The organism is Maricaulis sp. CAU 1757 (genome assembly GCF_054482675.1).
This window is the reverse complement of the sequence record NZ_JBTLRI010000004.1, coordinates 1-25,530: the sequence shown is the minus strand read 5'-3', so window position 1 is coordinate 25,530 and position 25,530 is coordinate 1. Positions and strand designations below refer to the sequence as shown.

Sequence of the window (25,530 nt, the reverse complement as noted above, 5' to 3'; positions counted from 1 at the left end):
AGGTTTTCGGTTCCCCGTTCCGGCGAACCCCGTTAGCTTCGGACGGAAGAGGTTGATGATGACAGGCAAGCGGCTGTGTCGAGTGTTCGCGAGGCGTACCACGGCGTGGCTGGCGATGGTGCTGGCGGCTGGCGCGGCGGGGGCCGGGCTGGCCGATGACGAAGGTGACCTGGTCGCCGCAACCACTGACCCGGTGAGGGCCGGGCTGGCAGAAGCTGTTGCGGGCCCGTCAGATTACCCCGTCTGGTTCCCCGACCCCTCCTTATGGAATGACGATGCGCTGCGGGATCTGGCGCTGGCGCTTTCGGAAGCCGCCACGCACGGTCTGCCCGACATGACCGGAATCGCGGTCCGGCTCCACCATGAACGACTTGACCGCGAAGCCCGCGCTCGCCTGGCGACGCAGGCTTTCTACCTTTACGCCGGTTGGCTTGAGTTCGGCGTCCTTGATGGCCAAAGCATGCGTCCTCGCGAGCTGTCCGTTGACGAACAGGCGACCCTGGCCGCTCGCCTCGGTGGCGCCCTGAGGGGTGGTTCCATGCGCCAGGTGATTGCCGAGAGCATGCCGCGCGTCAGCGATTACGACGCCCTCCGCCGCGAGCTGGTTCGCATGCGAACCATGCCGCCGATCTGGCCGTTCGTGGAGCCCGGGCCGAGCCTTGGTCTGGGGGATTCCGGTGAGCGCGTCGATCAGGTGAGGGCCCGGCTGACCGCGACCGGTCTGCTGACGCCGGACTGGCGCGAAGGCGAACCATTCGATGTGCGTCTGGAGACCGCCGTGCGCAGATACCAGGGGCGGGCCAATCTCGATCCGAACGGGCGCGTGGACGCGGCCACACTGCGACAGCTCAATGTCGCGCCCGGGGATCGGCTCCGGCAATTGCGCGCCAATCTGGAGCAACGCCGCTGGCGTACCCGGCAGCTGGGAGAACGGCACATCTGGGTCAATTTGGCCGATTTCAGGCTGGAAGCCTGGGAAGATGGCGTGCTGGCGCGGGTTCACGAAGTGATGGTCGGCAAACAGGTCAGTTCGACGCCGGAGTTTTCCGACGAAATGGAATACCTGGTGCTCAATCCATGGTGGAACCTGCCGTCCGGACTGGCGCGGCCGCGCTTCCAGTCATTCCGGCGCAATCCGGGGCTGGCCGAGGCGCGGGGCTTCCGCATTTACAACAGCAGCGGTACGCCGGTGTCGATTTACGAGCTGGACTGGAGCCGGTGGGGCAATGGATGGCCCTACCGCCTGTCCCAACCGCCCGGCGAGGGCAATCCGATGGGCGAGGTCAAGTTCATGTTTCCCAATGCCCACAATATCTACATTCACGACACCATTGAGCGTGATCAGTTCTATCGCACCCGCCGAGACTTCTCGGCCGGATGCATCCGCGTCCAGAACCCGCTGGAGCTCGCCGAATGGGTTCTGTCGCGCGAAGCCGGGTGGAGCCGCGAGCGGATCGACGCCGTCGTCGCGGGCTCGTCCCCGACCGTGGTGCGGGTCGAGAGCCACATACCGGTCCACATCGCCTACTGGACAGTGGTCGCCGATGCCGCCGGCGAGGTGCGCTACCTGCACGACCTTTACCGTCGCGACCCGGCATTGCAGGACGCTCTATCGGCAGCCCTTGAAGCGGCCGACACTGCCGTCGCAGGCCTGCTGAATTCCGGCCCCGCGACGGTGGCGCTCGAGCGCCACTAGGCATTGCACAGCTGACGTCCACACCCGGTTCGGCTATACATGGCTGTTGTTTCGCAGGTCACACATTGCTGTGATCAGGAATGTGTAGCGAGGTCTTGATAGATCTGGATTTTTCGCTACTCACAGCGCTGTTCGCGAAAGCGAGTGTAGCGCAATTGCAACGGGCCTGAACTTTTGTTCGCTTGCTTCGTTTCCGGCAATATCGGTGTGGCGCTGCTTGAGTAATTGTAGTAAGGAAAAGAGTAGGAAGCGCCCGTGAAGGGTGATTCCTCGAGTTCGATATTCGATCGAAAGCGATCAATCACACCAAGGAGGCTAGCGCCTCCGGAGGGGGAATGATGAAAAAACGGCTTTTCACGGCGGCCGCCGTTGGGGCCTTTCTGGCAGCGGGTCCTGCGTTCGCTGACGAAGGCTGGTATGTGCGCGGTGCCATCGGCTACGGCGCTCCGGGTGACACGGATGTCTCCGGCGCTCTGAATGGTGAAATTCAGGGTGAGTCGAATTGGCGCGAAAGCGTATCCATCGGTTACGAGTGGATGGATGGACTGCGTGTCGAAGGTGAATTGGCTCACCGCTATTCGGATACCGGTGCGGTCGGCAACTTCGAGAACAGCCTCAGCGATTTCCAGATCTGGTCGCTGATGGCCAACGTCCTGTTCGATTTCAACCCGAACGGGACCTATCACCCCTATGTGGGTGCCGGTATCGGCATGGGTGAAGTCGGCGGTACGCTGGCTGGTTGGCGCGCTGGCACCATGCCGCCCGGCCCGACGCCTGCGGACTACTATCTCGTCCAGGACGACGACAACCCGTTCATGTGGCAGCTCATCGCCGGTGTCGGCTGGGAGCTGACCGAGCAGTGGACGCTGGACACCGAGTATCGTTACTTCTCTGCTGCCAGCACTGACTTCGGCGCCGTGAATGTTGACGCGCTCGCCGGCCACGAGGCCTGGATCGGCCTGCGGTATTCCTTTGCCGCTCCGCCGCCGCCTCCGCCTCCGCCGCCGCCGCCTCCGCCGCCTCCGCCGCCGCCTCCGCCTCCGCCGCCGCCTCCGCCGCCGGCCGAGTGCAACGACGTGGAGTTCCCGGTCTACTTCGAGTGGGATCGCTCGAACCTGACCGACCAGGCCCGCGCCGTTATCTCGCAGGCTGCCAACCAGAGCATGGGCGGTGGCTGTGACGTGGTTCGCGTCAACCTGGAAGGTCACGCTGACCGCTCCGGTCCGGCCAGCTACAATGTCGGCCTGTCCGAGCGTCGTGCTCGTGCGGTTCGGGACGAACTGGTTCGCCTCGGCGTTCCGGCCAGCTCGATCAGTGTCGAAGCCTTCGGCGAGAGCCGTCCGGCCGTCGAGACCCCGGACGGTGTTCGCGAGCCGCTCAACCGTCGGACTGTTGTCCTGATGGTTCGCGACTAGGCGATCCGGTCTTCGGACTAAAAGAGTGCGGCCTGGCATTTTGCCAGGCCGCATTTTTTTGCACGAATATTGCGCGGTTCTGGCCGTGCGGTGGCTGATCGGGCCACGAATTGCCCCGTGCTGAGGACGAGCTTGACCGCGCCGCGTGCCCGGTTCAAACCCGCCTGCAACATCCCGGCGCTTCGCCGGGCCAGAGCAGATCAAGGGTGCATCATGAGCAAGCCGGACAAACCGTATCGCAAGCGCAAGATTGGCGATCACGAACTCAGCCCAGAAACGCAGATGATGAGCTATGGCTACGATCCGACGCTGTCGGAAATGTCGGTCAAGCCTCCCATCTTCCTGACCTCCACCTTCGCCTTCAAGTCGGCCGAGGACGGTGCGGCCTTCTTCCGCGTCACGCTCGGCCAGGCCGAAGAAGGCGATCCGGAAGCCGCGGGCCTGATGTATACCCGCTTCAACAATCCCAACATGGAAGTCCTGGAAGACCGGCTGGCCCTGTTTGACGGGGCCGAGGAAGCGGCTGTCTTCTCGTCCGGCATGGGCGCGATCTCCACGACCCTGATGGCGCTGGCCCATTCCGGCTCGGTGATCCTGCAATCCACCCCGCTGTACGGCGGTACGGAAAGCCTGATCCGCAAATTCCTGCCCAATTACGGCATCGAATCGGTCGATTTCTTCGCCGGAGCGAAGGAAGACGAGATCCGCGAGGCTGTCGACGCGGCGATGGCCAAGGGCGAGGTTTCGGTCATCTATACCGAGACCCCGACCAACCCGACCAATGACCTGGTCGACCTGTCCGTGTGCGTGCGCATGGCCGATCTGATCGAGCAGAAGCAGGGCAAGCGGCCCAAGCTGGTCGTCGACAACACATTCCTCGGCCCGGTCGGCCAGCGCCCGATCGCGCTCGGTGCTGACGTCGTGGTCTACTCGCTGACCAAGTATATCGGCGGCCACTCGGACCTGATCGGCGGCTCGGCCTCGGGCTCATCGGAAGCGATGGCGCAGATTCGCGGCCTGCGCGGCTATCTCGGAACCAATCTCGACCCGCACACCTGCTGGATGCTGCTGCGTTCGCTGGAAACCGTGAAGCTTCGCATGGAAGCGGCCGCCACCGGCGCCCGCAAGGTCGCCGAATACCTGCGCGGTCATCCCAAGGTGAATCGCGTGCGTTATCTCGGCTTCCTCGAGAAGGGCACCCGCGATGGCGACGTGCTGGCGGCCCAGTCGACATCGGCCGGTTCGACCTTTGCCTTCGATCTCGCCGACGAGAAAGCGGCCTTCCGCATGCTCAACGCGTTGCAGGTGATGAAGCTGGCGGTCAGCCTCGGCGGCACGGAGACGCTGATCTGCCACCCCGGTTCGACGACCCACCGCGGTGTCGACCCGGAATTGCGCAAGCGCCAGGGTTTCTCCGACGGCCTGGTCCGGATCTCCGTCGGTATCGAGAATCCGGACGATCTGATCGCCGATCTCGAACAGGCACTCGCCAAGGTCTAGGGCCCGGACGAGCGACCGGCCCCGGGGTGACCTGCCCCCGGGGCTGGACCCTCCCGTTTAAACGGATATCACTAAGCCATGCAGGAAAAAATCGAACTCAATGCCGACGAGAAGTCGGTTCTCGACTGGATCGACAGTCGTCAGGACCACATGGTCGAAACGGTCAAGGCCTGGTCCCTGATCAATTCGGGCAGTCGCAATGCCGAGGGCCTGGAAGCCATGCGCGCCGAGATCGCCGCGGCATTTGCGGCGACCGGTGGCGAGATCTCCGCCGTCGAACTTCTGCCCACCACGGTCGTCGATCCGGACGGCACGGTGCGCGAGCAGGCCTTCACCCCGTCATTCCACTGTCGCATCCGTCCCCAGGCGCCGCTGCGCATTGTGATGACCGGCCACCACGACACGGTGTTTCCGCCGGGCAGCCATTTCCAGACCACCGAGCTCTGGGACGAGGATACCCTCAACGGACCCGGTGTCGCCGACATGAAGGGCGGCATCCTGGTCATGCTGCACGCCATTCTCGGCCTCGAGCGCTCGCCCTGGAAGGACGAGATCGGTATCGACGTGCTGATCAGTCCGGACGAGGAGATCGGCTCGCTCGGTTCCGGTCCGATCATCGCCGAGCTCGGCGCTGCCGCCGATATCGGCATGACCTACGAGCCGGCGCTGGCCGACGGCTCCCTGGCCGGGGCCCGCAAGGGATCGGGCAATTGGTCGCTCAAGATCGGCGGCAAGGCGGCTCATGCCGGGCGCGAGCACCATCTCGGCCGCAACGCCCTGGCTGCGGCCTGCGCCTTTGGAACCGGTCTCGACGAGCTCAATGGCAAGCGCGAAGGCGTGACCTTCAACCTGGCCCGCATTGATGGCGGCGGACCGCCCAATGTGGTGCCCGACAATGCCGTTGTTCGCTTCAATATCCGCGTGCAGACCGAGAATGACCGCACCTGGGTCGAGGCCGAGCTGGACCGCCTGGTCGACGAGCTCGGCGTGCGCGACGGCATCACTGCCGAGCTGCATGGCGGCTTCACGCGTCCGCCCAAGCCGATGTCTCCGGCCAATGCCCGCATGTTCGAGTGGACCAGGACCGCTGGCAGCATGCTGGGGCTCGACATCCGCTGGCAGGACACGGGTGGCGTTTGCGAGGGCAATAATCTGTGGGCCGCAGGCTGTCCCAATGTCGACACGCTCGGCGTGCGCGGCGCCGACATCCATTCCGATCGCGAGATCGTCAAGCTGTCCAGTTTTTCCGAGCGCGCCAAGCTCTCGGCACTCCTGCTGATGAAATTCGCCCAGGGCCAGTTCGACGCGCGCGAAGCGCGGGCGCTGGCGCGGGCCGACTGATATAGAAACACAAGATTGTTCGGGAGGAACAATGCTGATCGTTCGCGCGGCCAAACGGTCGGACCTCGACGCCCTTGTGCGTCTGTCGAAGGAAGCCGGAACCGGTTTCACATCCCTGGCCGTGCCGCCGGAAGCTCTGGAAGAGCGTCTGGACAAGTCGGCCCGGGCTTTTGAAAGCGATATCAACGGGCAGACAGAAGACACCTACCAGCTGATGCTGGAAGACAGCGAAACCGGTCGCATCATCGGCTGTTCCGCCGTCAAGGCCATGGTCGGTGCGTCCAAGCCCTATTGGGATTTCAAGATCCTGACCCTGGCCCAGCATTCCAAGGAGGCCGACCGGCGCTTCGACATGGATGCGCTGCTGCTGGTCAATGATTTCGCCGGGGCGTCCGAAGTGGGCACATTGTTCGTGTCCGGCGAAGGGCGCGGCCGTGGGGCAGGGCGCCTGGTGGCCCAGTCACGCTATCTGTTGATCGCCGCCAACCGGGCCCGGTTTGGCGAGCGCGTGCTGGCCGAACTGCGCGGCGTGGTCAAGGAAGACGGCTCGTCGCCCTTCTATGATTATGTGTCGCGCCCCTTCTTCCGGATGGATTTCGATGAGGCCGACCGCCTGTCGGCTGCGACGGACAACCAGTTCATTCTCGATCTGGGACCGCAGCACCTGATCTATCTGGACTTGCTGCCGGAGTCGGTGCGCGAGGTGATCGGCAAGCCGCACAAGGACGGCGAGGGCGCCTATAACCTGCTCGAGTGGGAAGGTTTCCACTATGATCGCTACATCGACATCTTCGATGGCGGTCCGCTGGTCTCGACCTGGACGGAGAATATCCGGACCTTGCGCGAGAGCCGCGAAGTCACGGTCCGCGGCGGGTCTGCGGATGGCGGTGTCGACGGTATCCTGTCGACCGACCGCTTTGACGATTTCCGCACCACGCTCGTGCAGGCGCACGATGATGGTGACGTGATCGGTGTTTCCTATGAGGCCATGGCAGCCCTTGATCTCACGGATGGAGACAAGGCGCGGTTCTGGCGGCGACAGAGGTAGACAACATGCTTTTCATTGATGGCAAGTGGCGCGAAGGCGCCGGCGATACCTTCAAATCCCTCAACCCGGCGATCGATGCGGTCGTCTGGGAAGGCCGGGCCGCCAGTGCGGCCGATGTCGATGAGGCCTTTGCCGCAGCCCGCCGGGCCTTTCCGGCCTGGGGTCGCGCACCGCTGTCCGATCGGGTCAAGATCGTCGAGCGTTACAAGAAGGAACTCGAGGCGAGGAAGGAAGAGCTGGCGGAGCTGATCTCGCGCGAGACCGGCAAGCCGCGCTGGGAAGGCATGGCGGAAGCCGGGGCCATGATCGGCAAGATCGATATTTCCCTGGAAGCCTATGCCGACCGGACCGGCAGCAAGCAGGCCAAGACCGCCTTCGGCGAGGCCAACATGGCGCACAAGCCGCTCGGCGTGATGTTCGTGCTGGGTCCGTACAATTTCCCGGGTCACCTGCCTAACGGCCATATTGTCCCGGCGCTGATTGCCGGCAACACGATCGTGTTCAAGCCGTCGGAGATCACTCCGGGCGTGGGCGAGGCCATGGCCAAGGCCTGGCAGGCCGCCGGCCTGCCCGAGGGCGTTCTCAACCTGGTGCAGGGCGCGCGTGACACCGGCGCCGCGGCGCTGGAGCACGGCGAACTGGACGGTGTGCTTTTCACCGGGTCCTGGCCGACCGGCCAGTTCATCCACAAGGCCTTCGCCGGTCGACCCGGCATCCAGCTGGCCCTGGAGATGGGCGGCAACAACCCGCTCGTGGTCTGGGATGCCGAGGATGCCGAGGCGGCCGCCCGCATTGCCGTGCACTCCGCCTTCATCACGGCCGGCCAGCGGTGTTCCTGCGCCCGTCGCCTGATCGTGCCGGAAGGCGCCGCCGGCGATGCCGTGGTCGAAGCCATCGCCGATATGGCCGGGCGGCTGAGCATTGGCCGCTGGGACAGCGATCCGGAACCCTTCATCGGTCCGCTCGTGTCGGCCCAGGCGGCCAGCGGCGTGCTCTCGGCCCAGGACGAACTGATCAAGCGTGGCGCCAAGGTGATCCGCAAGGCCGAAGCGGTCAGCGATCTCGGCCCCGCCTTCATCCGGCCGGGCCTGGTGGATGTGACCGGCGTGGATGTGCCCGACGAGGAAATTTTCGGACCCTTCCTGCAGGTCATACGGGTGGGCTCCTTCGACGCGGCCATCGAGGCAGCGAATGACACCGCCTACGGGCTTTCCGCCGGCCTCGTATCCGATGATGAAGCGCTTTGGGACCGATTCTGGGTGGAAAGCCGCGCCGGCATCGTCAACTGGAACCGCCCGACCTGTGGCGCCGCGTCGAACATGCCGTTCGGCGGGCCGGGCCAGTCGGGCAATCTGCGTCCCAGTGCCTATTATGCAGCCGATTATTGCGCCTACCCGGTCGCCACCCAGGCGGCGCGCCGGCCGGAGCGCATGGCGGTGAAAGGAATGGACTGATCATGGCGGCGCGTGAGGCGAATTTCGACGGTCTGGTTGGCCCGACCCACAATTATGGCGGCCTGTCGGAAGGCAATCTGGCCAGTGCCCGTAATTCCGGGCTGGTATCGTCTCCGCGCCAGGCGGTGACCGAGGGGCTGAAAAAGATGAAGCGGCTGGCCGACCAGGGTCTGGTGCAGGGCCTGCTGCCGCCGCACGAGCGCCCCTATCTGCCGCTGCTGCGCCGGGCCGGGTTTGCCGGCACCGATGAGGCCGTCATCGAAGCCGCCTGGAAGCGCGCACCGGGTCTGCTGCGCAAGGCCTGCTCGGCTTCACCGATGTGGGCTGCCAATGCCGCCACGGTGTCGCCGTCCGCCGACACGGGTGACGGCCGGCTGCACTTCACGCCGGCCAATCTGTTGACCACGCTGCACCGCTCCATCGAGGGCGAGCAGACACGCCGCGCCCTGCAGTGGGCCTTCCCGGACGAGCAGCGTTTCGCGGTCCATGACGTGCTTCCCATGCAGCCGGACTTTGCCGACGAGGGCGCAGCCAATCATGTCCGGCTGTGTGCCGAGCAGGGCGGGGAGGGCGTCGAGATCTTTGTCTATGGCCGTTCCGCCGAAGAGGCCTGGAGCGGGGCCTTCCCGGCGCGCCAGACCCGCGAAGCCTGCGAGGCCGTGGCCCGCTCGCATGGTCTGGACCCCAAGCGCACCGTCTTCCTGCGCCAATCGCGCGCGGCCATCGAGGCGGGCGCCTTCCACAATGACGTGGTGTGTGTGGGGACCCGCACCACACTGTTTTTCCACGAGCTGGCCTTCGAGGACCGCGAGGGCGCCATCGCCGCCATCCGCAAGGCGGCAGAAGGCCTGTTTGAGCCGGACTTCGTCGAGGTTCCGCTCAGTGAAGTTCCGATCGGCGACGCCATCACCAGCTACATCTTCAATTCCCAGCTGCTCGAATGGCCGCAAGAGGATCGCCTGGTTCTCGTGGCCCCGGGCGAAACCCGCGAGACGCCGTCAACGGGCCGCTATTGCGAAGCCATGACGGCCGGAAACGGGCCGATCGGGCGGGTTGATTTCGTCGAGGTGCGACAGTCGATGCGCAATGGCGGCGGTCCGGCCTGCCTGCGCCTGCGCGTGGTCCTGACGGACGAGGAGCTGGCCGCTGTTCGCCCGACAGCGCTGATGACGGACACGCTTTACGAGACCCTGATGGGATGGGCCAATCGGCACTACCGCGAAGCCATGGAGCCGAACGATCTGGCAGACCCGGTCTTGTTAACCGAATCACGCACAGCATTGGACGAGCTGACGCAGCATCTCGGCCTGCCGGGGGATTTCTATCCGTTCCAGCGGGGTTGAAATTGCTTGGCGGGCCCCCGGATTGCCGTCCTGACGGTCGCGAGCTATGTCTCGCCGGGACGGTCGAGCCGCGGGAGGGCCATGTGACGCAAAGTGCCGAAGTCCCGGTCATCCTGGTCGATGACGACCCCGACGAGCATTTCCTGTTCGAGGCCGACCTCGAGGACGCGGGCATGGGGCTGCAGATGCACGCCTTCACGCAAACCGAACCTGCGCTGGCCCATCTGCAGCAACACCAGGGCGAGCCGGCGCTCGTGCTGACGGATCTGGGCCTCGCCGGATGTGACCCGGTGGCTTTCATAAGGCGGGCGAGCGAGCTGATAGGGGTTGGCGCGGTTGGCGTCTATTCAGGGGCGGAGAACCCGGAGATGGAAGCGCGCTGCCGTGCTGCCGGCGCCAGCTTCTACATCGTCAAGCCGGTTACTCGCGCTCGCCTGGAGGCTGTGGTTGCCGAGACACCGGGACTGGCCTCAACCACTGCGCCGGATGGGCGCACGCGCCTGGTCAGCGCAAGCTAGACCGAGAAGCCATTGCTTGCCCGCCTTGGCTATTCAAGGTCCATCGAAATGGCGCGGTCCGGGTCCAGCACGTAACCTTCAAGCCGGTAAAACCGATAGTCCGGCGCACGGCTCGTGCCGGAGCTTGGGTCCCATTGCGGCAGCGTGGTGGCGTAGTTGTCCTGGCGCGAAGGCGACCACCAGCTCCACAGCGCGAGCGTGCCCGCGGGTGCCGGCCGGTCAGGCGGGTAGATATAGCCGGCGCGGCCGACAAAGATGTAATCGGGCTCCCGGCGGTCACCCCGTTCACCGGCCCAGCGCGGGTCCGTGGTCAGGAAATTGTCGCCGCGCCCCGGGCTGTACCAGTGGAAGAGCGGGACCAGACCCGGTCCGGGCTGGGCGGCGGGATGAAAGACTTCGCCGATCTCGCCGACCCACACATAGCCGTCCCGCTGCTCGCCCGGGCACCCGGCCCACTGCGGATCGGAGGTGGAGAAATTGTCCCCTCGACCGGGGCTCCACCACAGGGCCAGCGGGGCAAATCCCCGATTGCCCGCCTGTCGGCTGCGCTTGAGACCGGTGCACAGCGATGTCCGGAGGTTCGCCTGCAGCCAGTCCCGCTGGGTCTGACCGGACGTGTTCGGCGGCGTGTCGAGCCAGGTCGGGATGAAGAAATCCTGGGGTCCTCGTGCACTGGAGCCGACCCACACCCCCGCCACGCCCTCGGCATTGTCATGGCTGGCCGCGAAGGTTAGGGCGGCGCCGGCGTCGCCCGCCCCGCCGACAGGGCCCATGCCGACGGGGTGGGTCGCGCACAGCAGCCCGGCCGCTGCGCTCTCGCACTCCATGACCGGCCGGTTCAAACGGGTGATGCGTCGCTGGGCGCTCCGGGCGCCGGCACCGAACATTCCAGCACCGGGTGCCAGGGGCACTTCGAACACGGGACTTTGCCAGCCGAGGTCGCGGGCGCGCGACTGGGCGGGGGTAAGGCGCTCGCCTGCGGCAGTGACCTGACGCCGTCTCTGGGCGGCCGCGCTGTCGTCCAGCGGGGACGGTCCCGGATAGGCGGCGATCGAGGCTGGCATTTCGGTGAGCACCCCGCGCGGACGGGCAATGTTCGGGGCTATCGGCTCGGCGAGGGCCAGCAAGGCCAGGTCTGTGACACCGGCCCTGTTGATGTGCGTCGCCTGAACGACGGCACGGGGATTGCGGACATCCCGGCCCAGTCTCACTTCGACCGGGTGGTCGGAGCGCAGGCCTGACCATTGTCCAACCGTCTGCGCCGCCCCGGGTCGGAACAAGCCGCAGGCCCGGTCGACGGTCAGAACCAGGTCGCTGCGGACCAGGATTCCCTGGCAGGCCCGGTTGCCGGACACGATGGCCACAGCCGCATTGGCTCTTGCATTGTCGAGATCGTCCCGGGGGGCGCCTTGCTGGTAGGGCGGAGCGTCCCAGCTGACAGCCGACCGGCGGTCAGGGTCGTAATCCGTATCGGGAGCGGTCGGCACCTGGGCCGTCGCCATGGCCGCCGTGACCATCGCCAGACCGCCGGCCAGCGCCGGCATCATGCACCACGCGCGATCCACATTGCTCTGGTTCATCCCGCTCCCCCATGCCAGGCGCCGCACTCGGTACGCGCACGTGCCACCATTGGTAGCGCGATTGCACCGCGTCACAAAATCCGCCTTCGCAAGGGTCGCGAGTCGACGCCTAGACCGGCTCGGCTTCGCGCGGCAGGCCGCCGGCCTGGGCATATTCCTGGGAGCCGCGCTGGTAGACCTTGTCCCCATCGGCAACATCGGACGCCTTGTAGCCCGGCAGTTTGGGCAGGCGCTCGTAGAGCGGTGCGAAATCCTGTGCCGTGGCTTCCATCAGCTCGTCATAACTGTCGATGACAAAATAGGTCTGCTGGAAATCGTCATAGCGGTAATCGGTCCGCATCACCCGTTCGAGGTCGAAATGGATGCGGTTGGGCGAGCGGGCTTCGAGGGCGAAGATCGATTCGGCCTTGGACGAGACAATGCCCGCGCCATAGATGCGCCGGCCTTCCGGCGTGTTGATGAGGCCGAACTCCACCGTGTACCAGTACAGCCGCGCCATGTAGTTGATGGCGTCGAACTCCAGCGAGCGCAGCCCGCCCTGTCCATAGGCCTGCATGTAGTCGGCGAACACCGGCTGGGCCAGCAGCGGCACATGGCCGAACACATCGTGGAAGATGTCCGGCTCGGGCAGGTAGTCGAGCTTCTCGCCATCGCGGATGAAGCGGCCGGACACGAAGCGCCGGTTGGCCAGGTGTTCGTAGAATTCGCGCTCGGGAATCAGGCCGGGCACTGTGACCACGGTCCAGCCGGTCAGTTTCTCCAGCTTCTCATTGACCCGGCGGAAGTCGGGAATGCCGCCTTCATTGAGGTTGAGCTGCTCGAGGCCGCGGAAATGCTCCGGCGCGGCGCGACCCTTGAGGACGCCCATCTGGCGCTCGTAGAGCGTGGTCCAGATGTCGTGTTCCTCGCGGCTGTAGCGCTCCCACTTCTGGTCGATTGTAAAGTCGGCGGCAGGTTCCTGCTCTGCCACCACCGGATCATTCACAGGCATGTTTCGAGCTCCCACGGGCCTCGCTGTCACACCCTGATTATAGGCATCTTCCCGGGCCGACCCAATGGGCAAATATGCCCGGCAGCAGGTCAGTGCAGCACCAAACGGCCGCCTTCCGGGCTGGAAGGCGGCCTGTGGCGCGTGGCTAGTTGGTGCACAGCACGTCGACGAGCGGGGCGCAATTGCCGGTGCAGGCCCGGTTGTCGGTGAGGTGCCAGGTCCGGGCCCGGCTGTACCGGTCGACGGCCCAGTGGCGCGCCTGGCGGAAGCCTTCGGCCTGGCACATCGCCTCGGCCGCCTCGGCTCCGCAGCGCCCGCCCCAGCCGGTCAGGCAGGAATCAACCGCATAGCCGTCGATTTCCGGCCGGCCGAAGAACAGCGCGTCGGCGCCGCGCACGCCGCCTTCGATGCCGCGGACGGGATAGGTCGGGCCGCCCCAGCTGCCGTCAATGCGGCGCATCGACGAGATGGCATTGCGCAGCCCGTGCCGGGTCAGGTCGGCGACCTCGCCCTCGATCTCGGCGCAGCGTCCGCCGAAATTGGCGTCTTCGCAGGCCAACCAGATCTCGCCCGGTGCCACGCTCAGGCTGTCAGCGCGGTCATTGAAGCTGCGGCTGTTCAGATTGCGCTCCTCGCCGCCGATCTCGAGGCGCTGGCCGGTGAAATTGACACCATCATAGAGATTGACGCCGCGCGTCGGACGCGAGCCGCCGCCATAGCCCGGCCGGTTGTCGAAATCCGGTTCCGCCGAGCTGATGCGTCCAGCCATGCCGCCGCCGATCTGGGCGATGTCACCACTGACCTCCATGCAGGCGCCGCCGAAATTGGCGTCGTCGCACAGGCGCCAGCTGCGCCGCCCGCTGTGGCGGACCGAGCGGGCCTGGTCGTTGAAGCTGATGCGCGAGAAATCGCTCGTCGATTCGCGCAGCGTCACCGAGCGACCGGTATAGTTGAAGCCGGAATACAGGGTGATCGATTCGCCGCCCCCCGCGCCGGCCGGAACCACCGGGCGCAGCGAGGTAATCTGGTCATTCATCCGCCCGAGCGATCTCTGGTCGGAGCCGTGCGTCTCGCAGGTGCCGTTGAAGCGGTCGTGCTGGCACACCTCCCATTCGCCCGAGACGATGCGGAACGACGAGGCCAGGTCGTTGAACCCGGCCCGCGTGAGATTGTCGACCGGCTCGCTGACACGGATCTGTCGGCCCTGGTAGTTGGCATGCTCGAACAGGATGATTTCCTGCGCCAGCGCGCTGCCGGCGCTCATGGCACCGGCCACCAGGGCCAGCGCTCCCGCCCATACTCGTCTCTTCATTGTCGATCTCCCTCTTTCCTGATCTTGGCCAGTCTGGCCCGGCGTCTGTGAACCGGCGCGGCGCTTCACATTCACCCGGCATTCATGGCCGGCTATTGCGGATTGGTATCTCCGGTATCCTCGTCCGCCGGCGGTGTCTCGGCCGGCTCGTCGCGCTGCGCCGGACCTCGGTTTCCGAGGATGGAGCGCAGGAAGTCGCTGGCGCGTTCGGTATCGGTCCGGCTGTCCGGCTCGCCCTCCGGACGCCGGCCCAGGCCGATGGCGTCCAGCACCGTGTCGCGCACGGCTTCTTCCGGTGTGCGACCGGCTTCGCCGCCGAGCCCGCTATTGAGCGCGCCGCGCACCAGCGCCTGGATCACGGCCTGGGTGTCGACGCCGATACGCGGCGCATTGATGGCGCCGGAGACCCGGATCGGCACGGTGATGCCGCGCAGGTCGGTGGCGCCGCCCTGGCCCTGCAGGCTGGCCACGGCGCGCGGCTGCAGCCGGTAGTCCATACTCTGTTGCGGCAGGTCGATCTGGCCCGATCCGGTGACCCGCAGCAGCGGGCTGAGCATGAGCAGGTCGTCATTGCTGATAACGCCGTTGCGGATGGCCAGGCTGGCCCCCAGCGAGGAGAAATCCGTCTGGCTGTCGGCCCCGGACTCGACCGGTTCGGCGGTATCGGTCTCGCCCGCCGGCGTGCCGCCCGGAAGGCGCAGCCCCGGCGCAATGGTCTGCGGCAGGCCGGTCGCCTGCAGCACGCCGCCGACATTGCGGATGGTTTCGGCGATATTGAGCCCGATCAGTGCGCCGTCCGCCACATCGAGGCGACCGCGCCCGTCCAGCCCCTGCATCAGCGCGCGCTGGCTGTTGCCCTCGGTGCTGACATCGAGCTCGAGCCGTCCGGTGCCGGCCAGCCGGTCCAGATCGGCCGCCGCGACTAGGAAGCGCCGCGTGTCCAGTCCGTCGAGCCGGGCATTGAGCGAGAAGCTCGGCATGGCGGTGCGGGCATTGGCGACCAGGCGCGCCTGGCCTTCACCATCATACAGGGCAAAGCGGTCGAGATCGGCGAGCAGGCGCCGGTCGCTGAGCTGCACGTCCAAGGCGACATCGCCGAATTCGAGGTCGCGATAGGTCAGCGTGGTGACGGCCAGCTCAAGATCGGCGTCGAGCAGGCCCATGAAGTCCATGTTCAGCGGGCTATCACTCCAGGGCTCCAGCCCGGGGCGGGCCGAGCCCGCCGCCTCGGCCGGCAGGAAGGGATCGAGGTCGAGCCGGTCCATGGCCAGCGTTCCGGACACCGCCGGCCGGGCGCCTCCGGTCGCCAGGCCCAGCGCGCCGCGCGCCGCGAGCTCATCCAGGGTCAGGCGCGCATTGTCCAGCTGCAGGCGTCCCGGCTGCCCGCTCAGGACACCGCTGGCGCTGAACCGGTCGACTGGCAGCGGCTCGGCCGGCGGGGTGCCGGCAAACCGGGCGAGGGCGGTGAGCGATGCTATGTCCGCCTCGATGTCACCGGCATAGCGGATATCGGCGCTCTCGAGGACGTGGCCGTCAAAGCGCGCCTGCGCCAGGTCTCCCTCGAAATCCACGCGGACCGCGGTTTCGCGACCCTCGAAGAAGTCGCGCAGCGAGCCGATCCGGGCGGCGAAGGCCAGCGCTTCGCCATTGGCGGTGACGCCGCCCTCGATGGCGGCTTCCTCGTCGAGCCCGGGCAGGTTGATCACCAGGTCGAGCCCGTCCAGCGTGTCGGTGCCGCTGGCATCGGTGAACCGCACCTGGCCGTCGACGATGCGCAGATCGGCGAAACGCGCATCGATCGGCAGGGCGCCCGGCTGGCGCCGGAAACCGCCATCGGAATCGGCTGCCGGGGCAGGGCCTTCGCCATCCGGCCGGAAGGTCCAGTTATTGCCGTCCCGGCGTTGCTCCAGCGCGATCACCGGTTCCACCAGGATGAATTCGTGGATGTCGATCTCGCGGTCGAGGATGGCACCGAGACCGGTGACCACGCGCATTTCCGCCATTCTTGCCAGCGGCGTCTCGCCATACCCGGTCGCATTGGCGATGGTCACGTCGCGGGCCGTGAACTCGACGCGCGGCACGAGGCGGAAGCTGAGCGGACCGTCAAGCTCGACATCGCGGTGCAGCACGCCTTCGGCGGCGGCTTCCAGGCGGTCGCGATAGAGACTGTCCGGCACCCATTGCGGGGCCCAGACCAGGATGCCGGCAAGGCCGGCCACAACCAGCAAGACGATCAGTAGAAAGCGGAACATGACGGTTGGACTCTCCTGCAGGCGCGGAACTCGACCGACATACTTGTCGTTAACGACTTGGGAGTCGAGAATGATCCCGTCCTGCGCTAGACTTTTCCGACCCGTTTTTAAGGAGATACGCCATGTCAGCCCCAACGGTCACCCCGCTGATGCGTCGCCGTGAACTGATCATGGGCCTGGCCGCCGGCACGGCGCTGCCGCTGCTGGGCGGCTGCGCCCAGAACGACGCGCTCGGGCGCAGCCAGCTGATGCTGATTTCCGACCAGCAATTGATGCAGCTCTCCGACCAGGCCTGGCGCGACAGCTTGCGCCAGGAGCGGGTATTGCGCGATCCGTCCTATACGCGCCGCCTCGAGCGCGTCGGCGCGCGCGTGGTCGGCGCCAGCGGCCAGACCGACCGCGACTGGGAATTCGTGGTGTTCGACGATGACACGGTCAACGCCTTCGTCCTGCCCAATGGCAAGGTCGGCTTCTACAAGGGCATTCTCGACATCATGGAAACCGACGACCACATCGCCACGGTGATGGGTCACGAGGTCGGCCATGTCGCTGCCCGTCACTCCGCCGAACGGGCCAGCCAGCAGATGGCGGCGCAGCTCGGCCTCGGCCTGGTGTCCTCGGCGCTGGGCAGCCGCAATATCCAGTATGACCGCCAGATCGCCGCTGCCCTCGGCATGGGCGTCACTCTCGGCGTCATCCTGCCCTATTCGCGCGAGCACGAGTACGAGGCCGACCGGCTCGGCGTCGACTACATGGCCGGGGCCGGTTACGAGGCCCGCCAAGCTCTGGATTTCTGGGTCGCCATGGAGGCCATGAGCCAGGGCCACACGGCGGAATTCATGTCCACCCATCCGTCCAATGACAGCCGCATCGCCGCCATGCGGCAATACATCAGCGCCCGCGGCCTGGGCTGAGCGGACAGGGCGTGCAGCGCCCCCGGGAGGGTCGCGCGCCGTGCCTCGCGGCACGTGTGCAAATCGCCTGACAATGCGGTTGCCTAACCCCGCCCCCGGCGCTAGTTTCCGCCGCCTCAAGCCCCGCACGTCCGGGGCCGCGAGACGCGTGCCGCCTTAGCTCAGTTGGTTAGAGCGCTAGATTGTGGATCTAGAGGTCTCTGGTTCGATTCCAGAAGGCGGTACCATTTCCCCGACCGGTCCCGGCGTCGCTGTTCCCGCACATTATGTCGCATCCCTCGCCGCGGCCGCCGGCTTGCCCACCCCGTTGTCCGGTCTAGCTCTCCCGATACACAGTCTGGAGGCCGCACATGGCGCGTCAGGGCAGGGATGAGAACGGCTTGGCGGTGCCGCGGGGTCGTTTCGGCCGCGCGGCGCGGCTGGGCGCGGTGGCATCCGGGATCGGGCTCGGTGTGCTCGGCAGCGGCGTGAAGGCGGCGGTGGCCGGCAAGACTGCCGATCTGCGGGCCCTGGCGCTGACCCCGGACAATGCCCTCAAGCTGACCCGCGAGCTGTCGCGCATGCGCGGTGCGGCGATGAAGCTGGGCCAGCTGATCTCCATGGATGCCGGTGATCTCCTGCCGCCGGAGTTCGCCGCCATATTCGCCCGACTGCGCGCCGATGCCCATCCGATGCCGCCGCGCCAGCTGCGCAGCGTGCTCGACGCCGCCTGGGGCCAGGGCTGGTACGGGCGATTTGCCCGCTTCGACGTGCGCCCGCTGGCCGCCGCCTCGATTGGCCAGGTCCACCGCGCCCGTACGCCGGACGGGCGGGATCTCGCCATCAAGGTCCAGTTCCCCGGCGTGCGCGACAGTATCGACAGCGATGTCGACAATGTCGGCACCCTGCTTCGCCTGTCCGCTCTCATGCCGCCGGGTTTTGATTTGCGCAGCCTGTTGACCGAGGCCAAGCAGCAGCTGCACGCGGAGGCCGATTATCTTGCCGAGGCGCGGGCGCTCGACGACTTCAACGCCCTGCTCGGCGATGCGCCGGCCTTTCGCCTGCCGACCGTCGACCGCCTGCGCACTACGGCCGATGTCCTGGCCATGGACTTCTTGTCATCGGTGCCGCTGGAAAGCCTCGAAAACGCTCCCGCCGCGCTGCGCGACCGAACCGTCACTCGTCTGTTCGAGCTTTTGTTCCGGGAAGTCTTCGAGTTCGGCCGCATGCAATCCGATCCCAATCTGGCCAATTACCGGTTCGACCCGGAGGGCGAGCGTCTCGTCCTGCTCGACTTCGGAGCCGTGCGCCCGATACCGCCCCGCCTTGCCGACGGATACCGCGCCCTGCTGCGGGCGGGCGCGACAGGCGATCTGGCCGGCCTGCGCGATGCGGCCGAACAGATCGGATACATCAATACCGACACGCCGGCCCGGCAGGTCGACCTTCTCGTCCCCGCCCTCAACGCTGCCTGCGAACCGTTGCGCGCGCCGGATGGTTTCGACTTCGCCACCTCGGACCTCGTGGCGCGGCTGCGCGACCAGGGCATGGAGCTGGGACTGCAGGCCGGCTATCGTGAAGTGCCGCCGATCGACGTGCTCTACCTGCACCGCAAGTTCGGCGGTCTGTATCTGCTGGCTCGCCGCTTGGGGGCGCGCGTCGACATCCGCGCGCTGGCACGGCGTCACCTGCAGATCGGCTAGCATGCGACGGTGCGCGAGCGCCTACCGGCTCTCGCCGGCCTGTTCCGCACGCAATTTTGCCTGCGCGCGTTCTTCCACCAGCAGTCGGGCTGTCTCGATGTCCTCGACCTGTTCAATGGTGTCGATGTAGCAGCGCTGGTCGTGCGGACCGTCAGCCACGGTGACGTATTCCATGTGGGGCGAGTGCAGCGTGGTGGTGGCCGGGAAGGACAGGCCGACCCGGACGCCGTGATTGAGCCCGAAGCAGGACCGGCGCAGGGTGACCAGGTAATGCCGGCTGGCGCCGCCATTGAGCACCAGGTGTTCACGGTCCAGCACGTTGTAACCATTGACATTGACCAGCCGGATCGATTGCGCCGCCGCCGGCGCGGCGAGGGTGAGGCCGGCGGCCAGGCAGGTGGCGGCCGCGGCGATAGCTGTCAGATGACGGGGCATGGCAGGCTCCTCGATGGAATGTCCCTCGCGCCTCAGGATGCGAAGCCGCCGCAGACAGGTCAAGTTAACCCTGCGTGAGCTTTTTCCCCGCTTGCGGGGAGGGGGTGACAGGCGCGGGCCTGTCGAAAACGGGAGCTCCGTCCCCTCGTGGCCTGTCGGTCGCGCCCCCTTCGACCCGCCTGCGGCGACCCACTTCCCCCGCTGGCGCGGGGGCAGAAGCGATGAGTCACACGCGGCCCCACAGCACCCCTTCTCCCCGACCGGGGAGAAGGTCCCCGAAGGGGGGGTGAGGGGCGCGCCGCGGCAGCGGCGCCAAGTAAGAGTCCTTGGTGGGCCGCTGGCGCGGCCGCCCCTCACCCTGAGCCTCTCCCCGGTCCATACACTCCCCCGGGAGAGGGAGGAGGGCCTGCCCCGCCATAGCCCGGCGACAGCCGGGCGGCGGCGGGTCATGAAATTTTTTTCTCCGCACTTTTCGCGACCGTCCGTGGCGGTTTCCTCAATGAAATCAGAGGACGTCACTTTTTTCCGCCCGTTTTCATCCCCACCCCCTCTGGCCCATGGGACACTTCCCCCGGCTTCACGGCACGGGAGGCGCAGGCCTGGTCATCTGTGGTCGTGGAGCGGGCGGAGCCCGTCCGGGTGCCGGCTGTGACCAGTCGGAACGCTGGCGGGGCTACCGGGAGGTCGCGGCGACACTAATCATGGATCGTCGCTACCGACCGGTCTGGAATCCGGTGCCGCGAGGCCTGGCCCAAATCTCCGCGAACGGGGTGGCGTGATGAACCCTTGTTTAGAAATTTCGGCAGGTTCGTCCCGCCGCCCCGTTCCCTCCCGTATCGCCAGGCGATGGCCGCCATGGCGGATTTGCTGCTGGAGAAAAGGAGACCCGTCTTTCCGATCGGCGACGCCGCAGCGTCGGGATCATCCATTGATCGCATGTCAGCCAGCGGGCCTCGGACGGTCCATTGTGTCAAGGGCGCGCAGCGCCGCTACGCGGTTGAAACCCTTGACACAATGGACCGTCCGAGGCGAACTCTCGGCGAGCGATGAATGGGGGAGTGCGGGCGCGATGGCCCGCTCTTTCGACGAAACGGCCGGCGCCACAGCCTTTCTTCCCCGCCTCGCGGGAAGGGGGACCCACGAAGTGGGGGAGGGGTTGCCGGGCGCGAGCCCGGCAAGGACGTCACTCCGCCTCGTTCCGCATTCCCCTGCCCAAAAAAAGAAAAGCCCCGGTGCGGCACAACACGCCGGCACCAGGGCTCCCTCTCCCCCCGGAGAGTGCAGGGTCTACCCGCCGTGCGGGTTGACGGTCTGGAAAGTCGCCGAATTGCCGATCGCGGTGGCGGTACCGGACAGCAGGCCGCTCTCTGTCCGGCCGGTGACGAAGGACGACACGCTGGCCGAGTTAAGCTGGTTCATGTCACCATAATTGGTCACCGGGCAATCGGCACAGACATAGCTGGTCGCCGCATTGCCGAAGGCGGTGGCCGAGACCAGGGCCGAGCCGCTAGCCCCGCCGTCAAAGCTCGAGCGCGCGATGACAGCGCCCGCATTGGTCTGGTCGAGGCCCATGAAGGCGTCCGAGCCGATATTGGACAGGATGGCCGAATTGCCGACGCCTTCCGCCGAGGCGCTGACCAGGTCGATATCGAAATTGCCGATCTCGGCCTCGGTTTCCGCCGTCACGGTGCCGTTATTGTCCTGTTCGCCCTGGATGCGGGCATAGCCGTTCTCGTTCTGCATCCATACCGAATTGCCGTTGGCCGAGGCGATCAGCTGGGTCGACACGGCGCCGCCGCCGGCCTCGGTGCGGGCCCGTCCGGTGACATCGCCGCGATTGTCCTGGTCGACATCCACGGTTTGCGAGGGTCCGAGATAATAGCCTTCGACCTGGGCGGAATTGCCGTTTGCGGCGCCCAGTATGGTGGCCGCATTGCCGAGCCCGCCGGTCGGCGCCAGCACATAGCCGTCCGCCGTCACCTCGGCTCCGGAATCCTGCCGCAGGGTGTGCCGGCTGTCGGACCCGTAACTGGTCGACTGGTAGGCATTGGCCGCCGCCGTCGCCGAAGTGACCGAGGTCATGGCATAGGAGGAGATGTCGAGTTGGGCTTGCGCGCTCACCGTCGAGCCGTCCAGGGCGCTCTGGCTGACCGTCGCATCCATGCCGTTGTCGTGAATGGCCGTGACGGCATTGCCGGTCGCGGAGGCCGTGGTCAGGGCCGTGGCGTCAACTTCATTCACACGGGTATGGGCGCGGCTCGAGACATTGCCGGAAAACACCTGGTCGGAGGCCAGGTCGTGGCGTTCGACGACATCGACGGTCAGCGCATTGGCACTGGCAATACCGGTCATCGTCGCCGTGTGCGCCGTGTCCGCCTCACCCTCGGCGACCACGCTGATCGCCGCGTCGAGATTGATCTGGCCGTTCAGGATCTCATTCGTATCGTCCGCGAAGGTGGGTGCGGACATACTGGTCGCGATGCTGATGGCCGCGATCGACGCTGACACGAGCTTGCACATTGGAGGTCTCCCGGGAGCCATATGGCGTGGCGGCATCGATGCCGCCGGTGATGTTGGAGGTGATGCCGCCACCGATCGGATCGGCATATTCGCAGGCCACGGTCGGGTCGACGCCGTACAGGGTGGCCGACACTTCCAGCACGGCGCGCTCGATCACCGAGCGCACGGCCAGCTGGACCGGCTCGAGCGAGCGGCCACCGGCCGACACGTCGACCACGGCATCGCCGAAGAAGGCGAATACGCCGGCGGAAATCTCGCGGCCGATAATCTGCTTCTGGTAGGAGATGACATCGACCGTCTCCATGGTGCGCGTATCATTGAGGCGCAGGTCGAGGCCGATATTCATCACCCAGGACCGGCGGTTGAACAGGCCGGTCGGGTCGCTGTCGATGCGGTCGCCGCCCATCACGTCGACGCCGTTGGAGCGGATGTTGTAGTTGAGCTCGGTGATGCCGCCGACCAGGTGGAAGTCCGAGCCGGGCAGGGAAGCCGCATGGATCTGGCGCTGGCTGCCGTCACCGTCGCGGATCAGCGAGTTGTTGGCATAGCGCAATTCCAGTTCCGACACCGAGGTGTCGAAGCGCTCGACCAGGCGGATGCCGGCCTTGGAAAACGCCGAGATGGCCATCAGGGAGGCGCCCTGGGTAACCGCCGCGCCGCCTTCCAGCGAAGCCCGGCCGGTATAGTCGGTGAGCCGGCCGACGGCGATGCGCGGCGAGCGCAGATCGTTCATGCGGGCGTATTCCGCCAGGCAGACGAGCGCCTCCGAATACGGCGTCGGATTGGCGGTCACCGGAGCGCCGCCGATCGGCGTCGCGTACAGGCCGTCCGAACCGCCGGCATTGTTGGTGCTGGCACAACCGGTCAGGGCGAGGGCACCGGCGACCGAGGCGAGGAGGATCTTAGTCTTGGTCATTTGCTGTACTCACATTGCCGTTGGCATTGGCGCTGGCGTTGATGTCGCCATTATTGGTCTGGGTCGAATTGACGATCACCGTGTTGTAGCGCCCGGTGACATTGACGTTCAGCTGGTTGCCGATGGCGGTGGCATTCGAGCCGACCCCGCCGCCGCCGAACAGGCCGGTCTGGGTCGACACGCCGACACCGGTCTGGATGATACCGTCGATGATGACCCGGTTGCCGGCCTGCGAGCGCGACGCCGCACCGGCACTCGCGCTGGCTCCCGACCAGGCCTTGTTCTCCTGGCCCGGGGCCACGCCATAGGGGCGTTCCCACTGGGCCGGGGTGGACACGGACTGGCCGAGGGCGCCGCCGGCGCTCGCCGCTGTCAGCGCGGTCAGTGCCGTGAAGGCGATGGGAAGCTTGCGCATTGTCATCTCTTCGTGTCCCTTGTCCGATCTGTTGTCCGGCCCCTGTCGTGCAACCGGCATGCCAAAGGGGGAAGGGTGCGGATTGTCTTCCCCTGCTGGGGGAAAACGCGAGGGAAGCGGTTGCAGGCAAACGCTTGGGCCAGCATGGGGCAGGGGAGTGCCAGATGAGTGTGCCGGAGCGGGACGCCCGCATTTCACCGCCAGTATTCAATGCCATGCCGCCCGCCGTCCTGCTCCTCGCGGGGCTGGTCGCCGGGGCCGGCCTGCTGGCCGCGCTGGTGCCCTCCTTCGAGGCAGGCTTGCGCGCTGCCAGTGTGGTCGTCGCGGTGCCCGACGGCATGGCCCGCCCGGTGCAGCCCCTCGGACCGCTGGCGCCCTTCTTCCTTCACGTGCTCGTGCATTTCGGCGGGCTGCACATCGCCATGAACCTGGCCGTGCTGATCGGCGCCGGCCGACCGGTTGGGGCCGCCTTCGGTTGCGGTCCCGCCGGCAGCGCGGCCTTCCTGGTCTTCTTCCTCGCCGCGTCCGCCCTCGGAGGTCTGGCCCAGATCATGGTGCCGGTGAGCGAGCCGACCCTGATGGGCGGCGCCTCCTCAGGCGTTTCCGGATTGCTGGCGGCGGCCGGCTGGGTGACTGGCGGCTGGCGCGGCATGGCCCGCCTGGCGCTGCCGTGGATCGCGCTCAACCTGCTGATCGCCCTGACCGGCTATGTCTTGCCGATTCCGGTCGGCTGGGCGGCCCATATCGGCGGCACGCTGGCCGGGGTGGTGCTGACGCCGGTCTTCCTTGTCGGACTGGGCCGATACCGGGGCCGCCCCCCGCTTTAGGCGCTGGGCGCGACCGCGCCGCCGCGCCGTGCTATGCTGATCCGGTTCGGGGCCGAGCATGAGGAGGCAGGCGATGAATGTTGAGACAATCTTGCGGCAAAAGGGCCGGGATGTGGTGTGCATCAACGAGGATGCCAGCCTTGGCGACGCGGTGCGGCTGCTCGATGCCCATGGCATCGGCGCCCTGGTGATCCGCGACGGACAGGACCGGGAGGTCGGCGTGCTGGCCGAGCGCGATATCCTGCGTGAGCTCGCCCTCGGCGGCGCCGGTGTGCTCGAGCGCCCGGTGTCCCAGGTGCCGGCCCGGGCCTTTGTCACCGCCGGGCGCGATACCGGCCTCGACGATCTCATGGTGCTGATGACCGAGCGCCGGGTGCGCCAGGTCCCCATCCTCGAGGATGGCAACATGGTCGGCCTGGTATCCATCGGCGATGTGGTCAAGGCCAAGATCGCCGACATGGAGGCCGAGACGGCGGCGCTGCAGGCCTATATCAGCTCCTGAGACCTGCCCCCACGGGCACCGGCAAGGCGGCGCTGCAGAGCGCTGCAGCAATTTGTGCAGGGCGGGGTTGCGCCGCTCAGGCGATCCTGTAGAACCCCGCTCACACCGGCGCTGCCGCAGCGGATTTTCCTTGCGATGTCGCGCCGGTCCTATATCATGCGAGGTCTTGTCACCGTTTCAGGGTCAGGCCGGTTCGTCCGAAAGGTGGGCCGGAAAGTCGATTTTTTGCCAGTTACTGATTGGCACCAAGGCGACTGCAGATGATCTGGAAAAGGTGATTGACCTAGCGAACTGGGCGGCTTAAACCCCGCCCTCCCTTGGAGAGGGGCGCCGGTGACGGGGTCTGGGTTTCGAGGGGGAAGGCGACGGTCTTCCGGAATTTTCATCGGCTGCTTCGGCGCTGCAGAAAAGACTGGGAGACGCGGTTGACTTCAAAATCGGGTGGCTCTAGATAGCGCCTCCCGCCGCAACGGGGTCTTCGGACATCGGCGCGGCACGGACTGTCCGGCGGCCCTGGTCGTCAGTTGTTCGGCTCTTTGACATTGTTGGTTTGGAAAGAGAAACGCAGGCGGCGGTGTTCTGCGGTGGGTCAGACCACCATGGATACCGATACGCTGAAGCGTTTTTCTACGACGATTGAGTGTCGTTTCGGGCTTGCCCGAGGCGATGCCACAATCCCGTTGAACTTTGATAATGCCAAGCGCGTCGGGATCGAACCTCAACCTGAGAGTTTGATTCTGGCTCAGAACGAACGCTGGCGGCAGGCTTAACACATGCAAGTCGAGCGCCCTGCTTGCAGGGAGCGGCAGACGGGTGAGTAACGCGTGGGAACGTACCTTTCGGTTTGGAATAGCCCCGGGAAACTGGGT

General features: G+C 66.4%; 20 protein-coding genes, 1 tRNA gene and 1 rRNA gene. 14 read left to right on the top strand and 8 right to left on the bottom strand.

Going from position 1 to position 25,530, the window contains the following annotated elements:
• Positions 1 to 55: 55 nt before the first annotated feature.
• From ACXYMR_RS11085 to ACXYMR_RS11050, 8 genes are all read left to right on the top strand, one after another.
• Positions 56 to 1,696, top strand: coding sequence for a L,D-transpeptidase family protein (locus tag ACXYMR_RS11085; protein ID WP_458942934.1), 1,641 nt, complete (start codon positions 56 to 58; stop codon positions 1,694 to 1,696).
• A 338-nt stretch (positions 1,697 to 2,034) separates the two neighbouring features.
• On the top strand, positions 2,035 to 3,111 hold the full coding sequence (locus ACXYMR_RS11080; protein ID WP_458942933.1) for an OmpA family protein: 1,077 nt from the start codon (positions 2,035 to 2,037) through the stop codon (positions 3,109 to 3,111).
• Positions 3,112 to 3,324: 213 nt separating this feature from the next.
• On the top strand, positions 3,325 to 4,611 hold the full coding sequence (locus ACXYMR_RS11075; RefSeq protein ID WP_458942932.1) for a cystathionine gamma-synthase family protein: 1,287 nt from the start codon (positions 3,325 to 3,327) through the stop codon (positions 4,609 to 4,611).
• A 78-nt stretch (positions 4,612 to 4,689) separates the two neighbouring features.
• On the top strand, positions 4,690 to 5,952 hold the full coding sequence (locus ACXYMR_RS11070) for a hydrolase (protein ID WP_458942931.1): 1,263 nt from the start codon (positions 4,690 to 4,692) through the stop codon (positions 5,950 to 5,952).
• Positions 5,953 to 5,983: 31 nt separating this feature from the next.
• Positions 5,984 to 7,000 carry an arginine N-succinyltransferase gene (locus tag ACXYMR_RS11065; protein WP_458942930.1) on the top strand — a complete coding sequence of 339 codons (1,017 nt, stop codon included), beginning with the start codon at positions 5,984 to 5,986 and terminating at the stop codon, positions 6,998 to 7,000.
• A 5-nt stretch (positions 7,001 to 7,005) separates the two neighbouring features.
• Positions 7,006 to 8,454 (top strand): succinylglutamate-semialdehyde dehydrogenase, encoded by a 1,449-nt coding sequence (astD, locus tag ACXYMR_RS11060; protein WP_458942929.1) that lies wholly within the window; start codon positions 7,006 to 7,008, stop codon positions 8,452 to 8,454.
• A complete protein-coding gene (gene astB, locus ACXYMR_RS11055; protein WP_458943218.1) occupies positions 8,454 to 9,797 on the top strand; it encodes an N-succinylarginine dihydrolase in 1,344 nt (447 codons plus the stop codon). Before astD ends, astB begins: the two co-directional genes overlap by 1 nt.
• A gap of 83 nt (positions 9,798 to 9,880) precedes the next feature.
• Entirely contained in the window at positions 9,881 to 10,315 is a 435-nt protein-coding gene (locus ACXYMR_RS11050; RefSeq protein ID WP_458942928.1) for a response regulator, read from the top strand.
• A gap of 29 nt (positions 10,316 to 10,344) precedes the next feature.
• Here the strand turns inward: ACXYMR_RS11050 and ACXYMR_RS11045 are convergent, their stop codons facing one another.
• The 4 genes from ACXYMR_RS11045 to ACXYMR_RS11030 all read right to left on the bottom strand — a co-directional run bounded on the left by ACXYMR_RS11045 (position 10,345) and on the right by ACXYMR_RS11030 (position 16,450).
• A complete protein-coding gene (locus tag ACXYMR_RS11045; RefSeq protein ID WP_458942927.1) occupies positions 10,345 to 11,895 on the bottom strand; it encodes a hypothetical protein in 1,551 nt (516 codons plus the stop codon).
• Between the two features lie 109 nt (positions 11,896 to 12,004).
• Positions 12,005 to 12,886 carry a phenylalanine 4-monooxygenase gene (gene phhA, locus ACXYMR_RS11040; protein ID WP_458942926.1) on the bottom strand — a complete coding sequence of 294 codons (882 nt, stop codon included), beginning with the start codon at positions 12,884 to 12,886 and terminating at the stop codon, positions 12,005 to 12,007.
• 145 nt (positions 12,887 to 13,031) lie between these two features.
• A complete protein-coding gene (locus ACXYMR_RS11035) occupies positions 13,032 to 14,198 on the bottom strand; it encodes a beta/gamma crystallin-related protein (protein ID WP_458942925.1) in 1,167 nt (388 codons plus the stop codon).
• A 92-nt stretch (positions 14,199 to 14,290) separates the two neighbouring features.
• Complete coding sequence (locus ACXYMR_RS11030) at positions 14,291 to 16,450, bottom strand: AsmA family protein (RefSeq protein WP_458942924.1); 2,160 nt, start codon at positions 16,448 to 16,450, stop codon at positions 14,291 to 14,293.
• A 122-nt stretch (positions 16,451 to 16,572) separates the two neighbouring features.
• Between ACXYMR_RS11030 and ACXYMR_RS11025 the strand changes: the two genes are divergently transcribed.
• The 3 genes from ACXYMR_RS11025 to ACXYMR_RS11015 all read left to right on the top strand — a co-directional run bounded on the left by ACXYMR_RS11025 (position 16,573) and on the right by ACXYMR_RS11015 (position 19,046).
• Complete coding sequence (locus ACXYMR_RS11025) at positions 16,573 to 17,364, top strand: M48 family metallopeptidase (RefSeq protein ID WP_458942923.1); 792 nt, start codon at positions 16,573 to 16,575, stop codon at positions 17,362 to 17,364.
• 150 nt (positions 17,365 to 17,514) lie between these two features.
• Positions 17,515 to 17,591: transfer RNA gene (locus ACXYMR_RS11020), tRNA-His, on the top strand.
• Between the two features lie 123 nt (positions 17,592 to 17,714).
• Positions 17,715 to 19,046, top strand: coding sequence for an ABC1 kinase family protein (locus tag ACXYMR_RS11015; RefSeq protein ID WP_458942922.1), 1,332 nt, complete (start codon positions 17,715 to 17,717; stop codon positions 19,044 to 19,046).
• Positions 19,047 to 19,067: 21 nt separating this feature from the next.
• On the opposite strand, the gene ACXYMR_RS11010 is transcribed toward ACXYMR_RS11015, so the two are convergent.
• The 4 genes from ACXYMR_RS11010 to hfaA all read right to left on the bottom strand — a co-directional run bounded on the left by ACXYMR_RS11010 (position 19,068) and on the right by hfaA (position 23,332).
• The gene (locus tag ACXYMR_RS11010) at positions 19,068 to 19,481 is read right to left on the bottom strand and encodes a DUF6491 family protein (RefSeq protein ID WP_458942921.1); all 414 of its coding nucleotides are present in this window, start codon (positions 19,479 to 19,481) and stop codon (positions 19,068 to 19,070) included.
• Positions 19,482 to 20,768: 1,287 nt separating this feature from the next.
• Entirely contained in the window at positions 20,769 to 21,950 is a 1,182-nt protein-coding gene (gene hfaD / locus ACXYMR_RS11005; RefSeq protein ID WP_458942920.1) for a holdfast anchor protein HfaD, read from the bottom strand.
• Positions 21,916 to 22,917 carry a holdfast anchoring protein HfaB gene (gene hfaB, locus ACXYMR_RS11000; protein WP_458942919.1) on the bottom strand — a complete coding sequence of 334 codons (1,002 nt, stop codon included), beginning with the start codon at positions 22,915 to 22,917 and terminating at the stop codon, positions 21,916 to 21,918. The genes hfaD and hfaB overlap by 35 nt, the downstream gene beginning before the upstream one ends.
• Positions 22,904 to 23,332, bottom strand: coding sequence for a holdfast anchoring protein HfaA (hfaA, locus tag ACXYMR_RS10995; RefSeq protein ID WP_458942918.1), 429 nt, complete (start codon positions 23,330 to 23,332; stop codon positions 22,904 to 22,906). The genes hfaB and hfaA overlap by 14 nt, the downstream gene beginning before the upstream one ends.
• A 164-nt stretch (positions 23,333 to 23,496) precedes the next feature.
• Here hfaA and ACXYMR_RS10990 point away from each other — a divergent pair, with 164 nt between their 5' ends.
• From ACXYMR_RS10990 to ACXYMR_RS10980, 3 genes are all read left to right on the top strand, one after another.
• Positions 23,497 to 24,159, top strand: coding sequence for a rhomboid family intramembrane serine protease (locus ACXYMR_RS10990; RefSeq protein ID WP_458942917.1), 663 nt, complete (start codon positions 23,497 to 23,499; stop codon positions 24,157 to 24,159).
• A 73-nt stretch (positions 24,160 to 24,232) separates the two neighbouring features.
• Entirely contained in the window at positions 24,233 to 24,661 is a 429-nt protein-coding gene (locus ACXYMR_RS10985; RefSeq protein WP_458942916.1) for a CBS domain-containing protein, read from the top strand.
• 719 nt (positions 24,662 to 25,380) lie between these two features.
• A 16S ribosomal RNA gene (locus tag ACXYMR_RS10980) occupies positions 25,381 to 25,530 on the top strand; the annotation flags it as partial.

Bases quoted from the DNA above. Each gene is read 5' to 3' on its own strand.
- ACXYMR_RS11085 (WP_458942934.1), top strand. From the start codon at position 56: ATGATGACAGGCAAGCGGCTGTGTCGAGTGTTCGCGAGGCGTACCACG.
- ACXYMR_RS11080 (WP_458942933.1), top strand. From the start codon at position 2,035: ATGAAAAAACGGCTTTTCACGGCGGCCGCCGTTGGGGCCTTTCTGGCA.
- ACXYMR_RS11075 (WP_458942932.1), top strand. From the start codon at position 3,325: ATGAGCAAGCCGGACAAACCGTATCGCAAGCGCAAGATTGGCGATCAC.
- ACXYMR_RS11070 (WP_458942931.1), top strand. From the start codon at position 4,690: ATGCAGGAAAAAATCGAACTCAATGCCGACGAGAAGTCGGTTCTCGAC.
- ACXYMR_RS11065 (WP_458942930.1), top strand. From the start codon at position 5,984: ATGCTGATCGTTCGCGCGGCCAAACGGTCGGACCTCGACGCCCTTGTG.
- astD (WP_458942929.1), top strand. From the start codon at position 7,006: ATGCTTTTCATTGATGGCAAGTGGCGCGAAGGCGCCGGCGATACCTTC.
- ACXYMR_RS11045 (WP_458942927.1), bottom strand. From the start codon at position 11,895: ATGAACCAGAGCAATGTGGATCGCGCGTGGTGCATGATGCCGGCGCTG.
- phhA (WP_458942926.1), bottom strand. From the start codon at position 12,886: ATGCCTGTGAATGATCCGGTGGTGGCAGAGCAGGAACCTGCCGCCGAC.
- ACXYMR_RS11035 (WP_458942925.1), bottom strand. From the start codon at position 14,198: ATGAAGAGACGAGTATGGGCGGGAGCGCTGGCCCTGGTGGCCGGTGCC.
- ACXYMR_RS11030 (WP_458942924.1), bottom strand. From the start codon at position 16,450: ATGTTCCGCTTTCTACTGATCGTCTTGCTGGTTGTGGCCGGCCTTGCC.
- ACXYMR_RS11025 (WP_458942923.1), top strand. From the start codon at position 16,573: ATGTCAGCCCCAACGGTCACCCCGCTGATGCGTCGCCGTGAACTGATC.
- ACXYMR_RS11015 (WP_458942922.1), top strand. From the start codon at position 17,715: ATGGCGCGTCAGGGCAGGGATGAGAACGGCTTGGCGGTGCCGCGGGGT.
- ACXYMR_RS11010 (WP_458942921.1), bottom strand. From the start codon at position 19,481: ATGCCCCGTCATCTGACAGCTATCGCCGCGGCCGCCACCTGCCTGGCC.
- hfaD (WP_458942920.1), bottom strand. From the start codon at position 21,950: ATGTCCGCACCCACCTTCGCGGACGATACGAATGAGATCCTGAACGGC.
- hfaB (WP_458942919.1), bottom strand. From the start codon at position 22,917: ATGACCAAGACTAAGATCCTCCTCGCCTCGGTCGCCGGTGCCCTCGCC.
- hfaA (WP_458942918.1), bottom strand. From the start codon at position 23,332: ATGCGCAAGCTTCCCATCGCCTTCACGGCACTGACCGCGCTGACAGCG.
- ACXYMR_RS10990 (WP_458942917.1), top strand. From the start codon at position 23,497: ATGAGTGTGCCGGAGCGGGACGCCCGCATTTCACCGCCAGTATTCAAT.
- ACXYMR_RS10985 (WP_458942916.1), top strand. From the start codon at position 24,233: ATGAATGTTGAGACAATCTTGCGGCAAAAGGGCCGGGATGTGGTGTGC.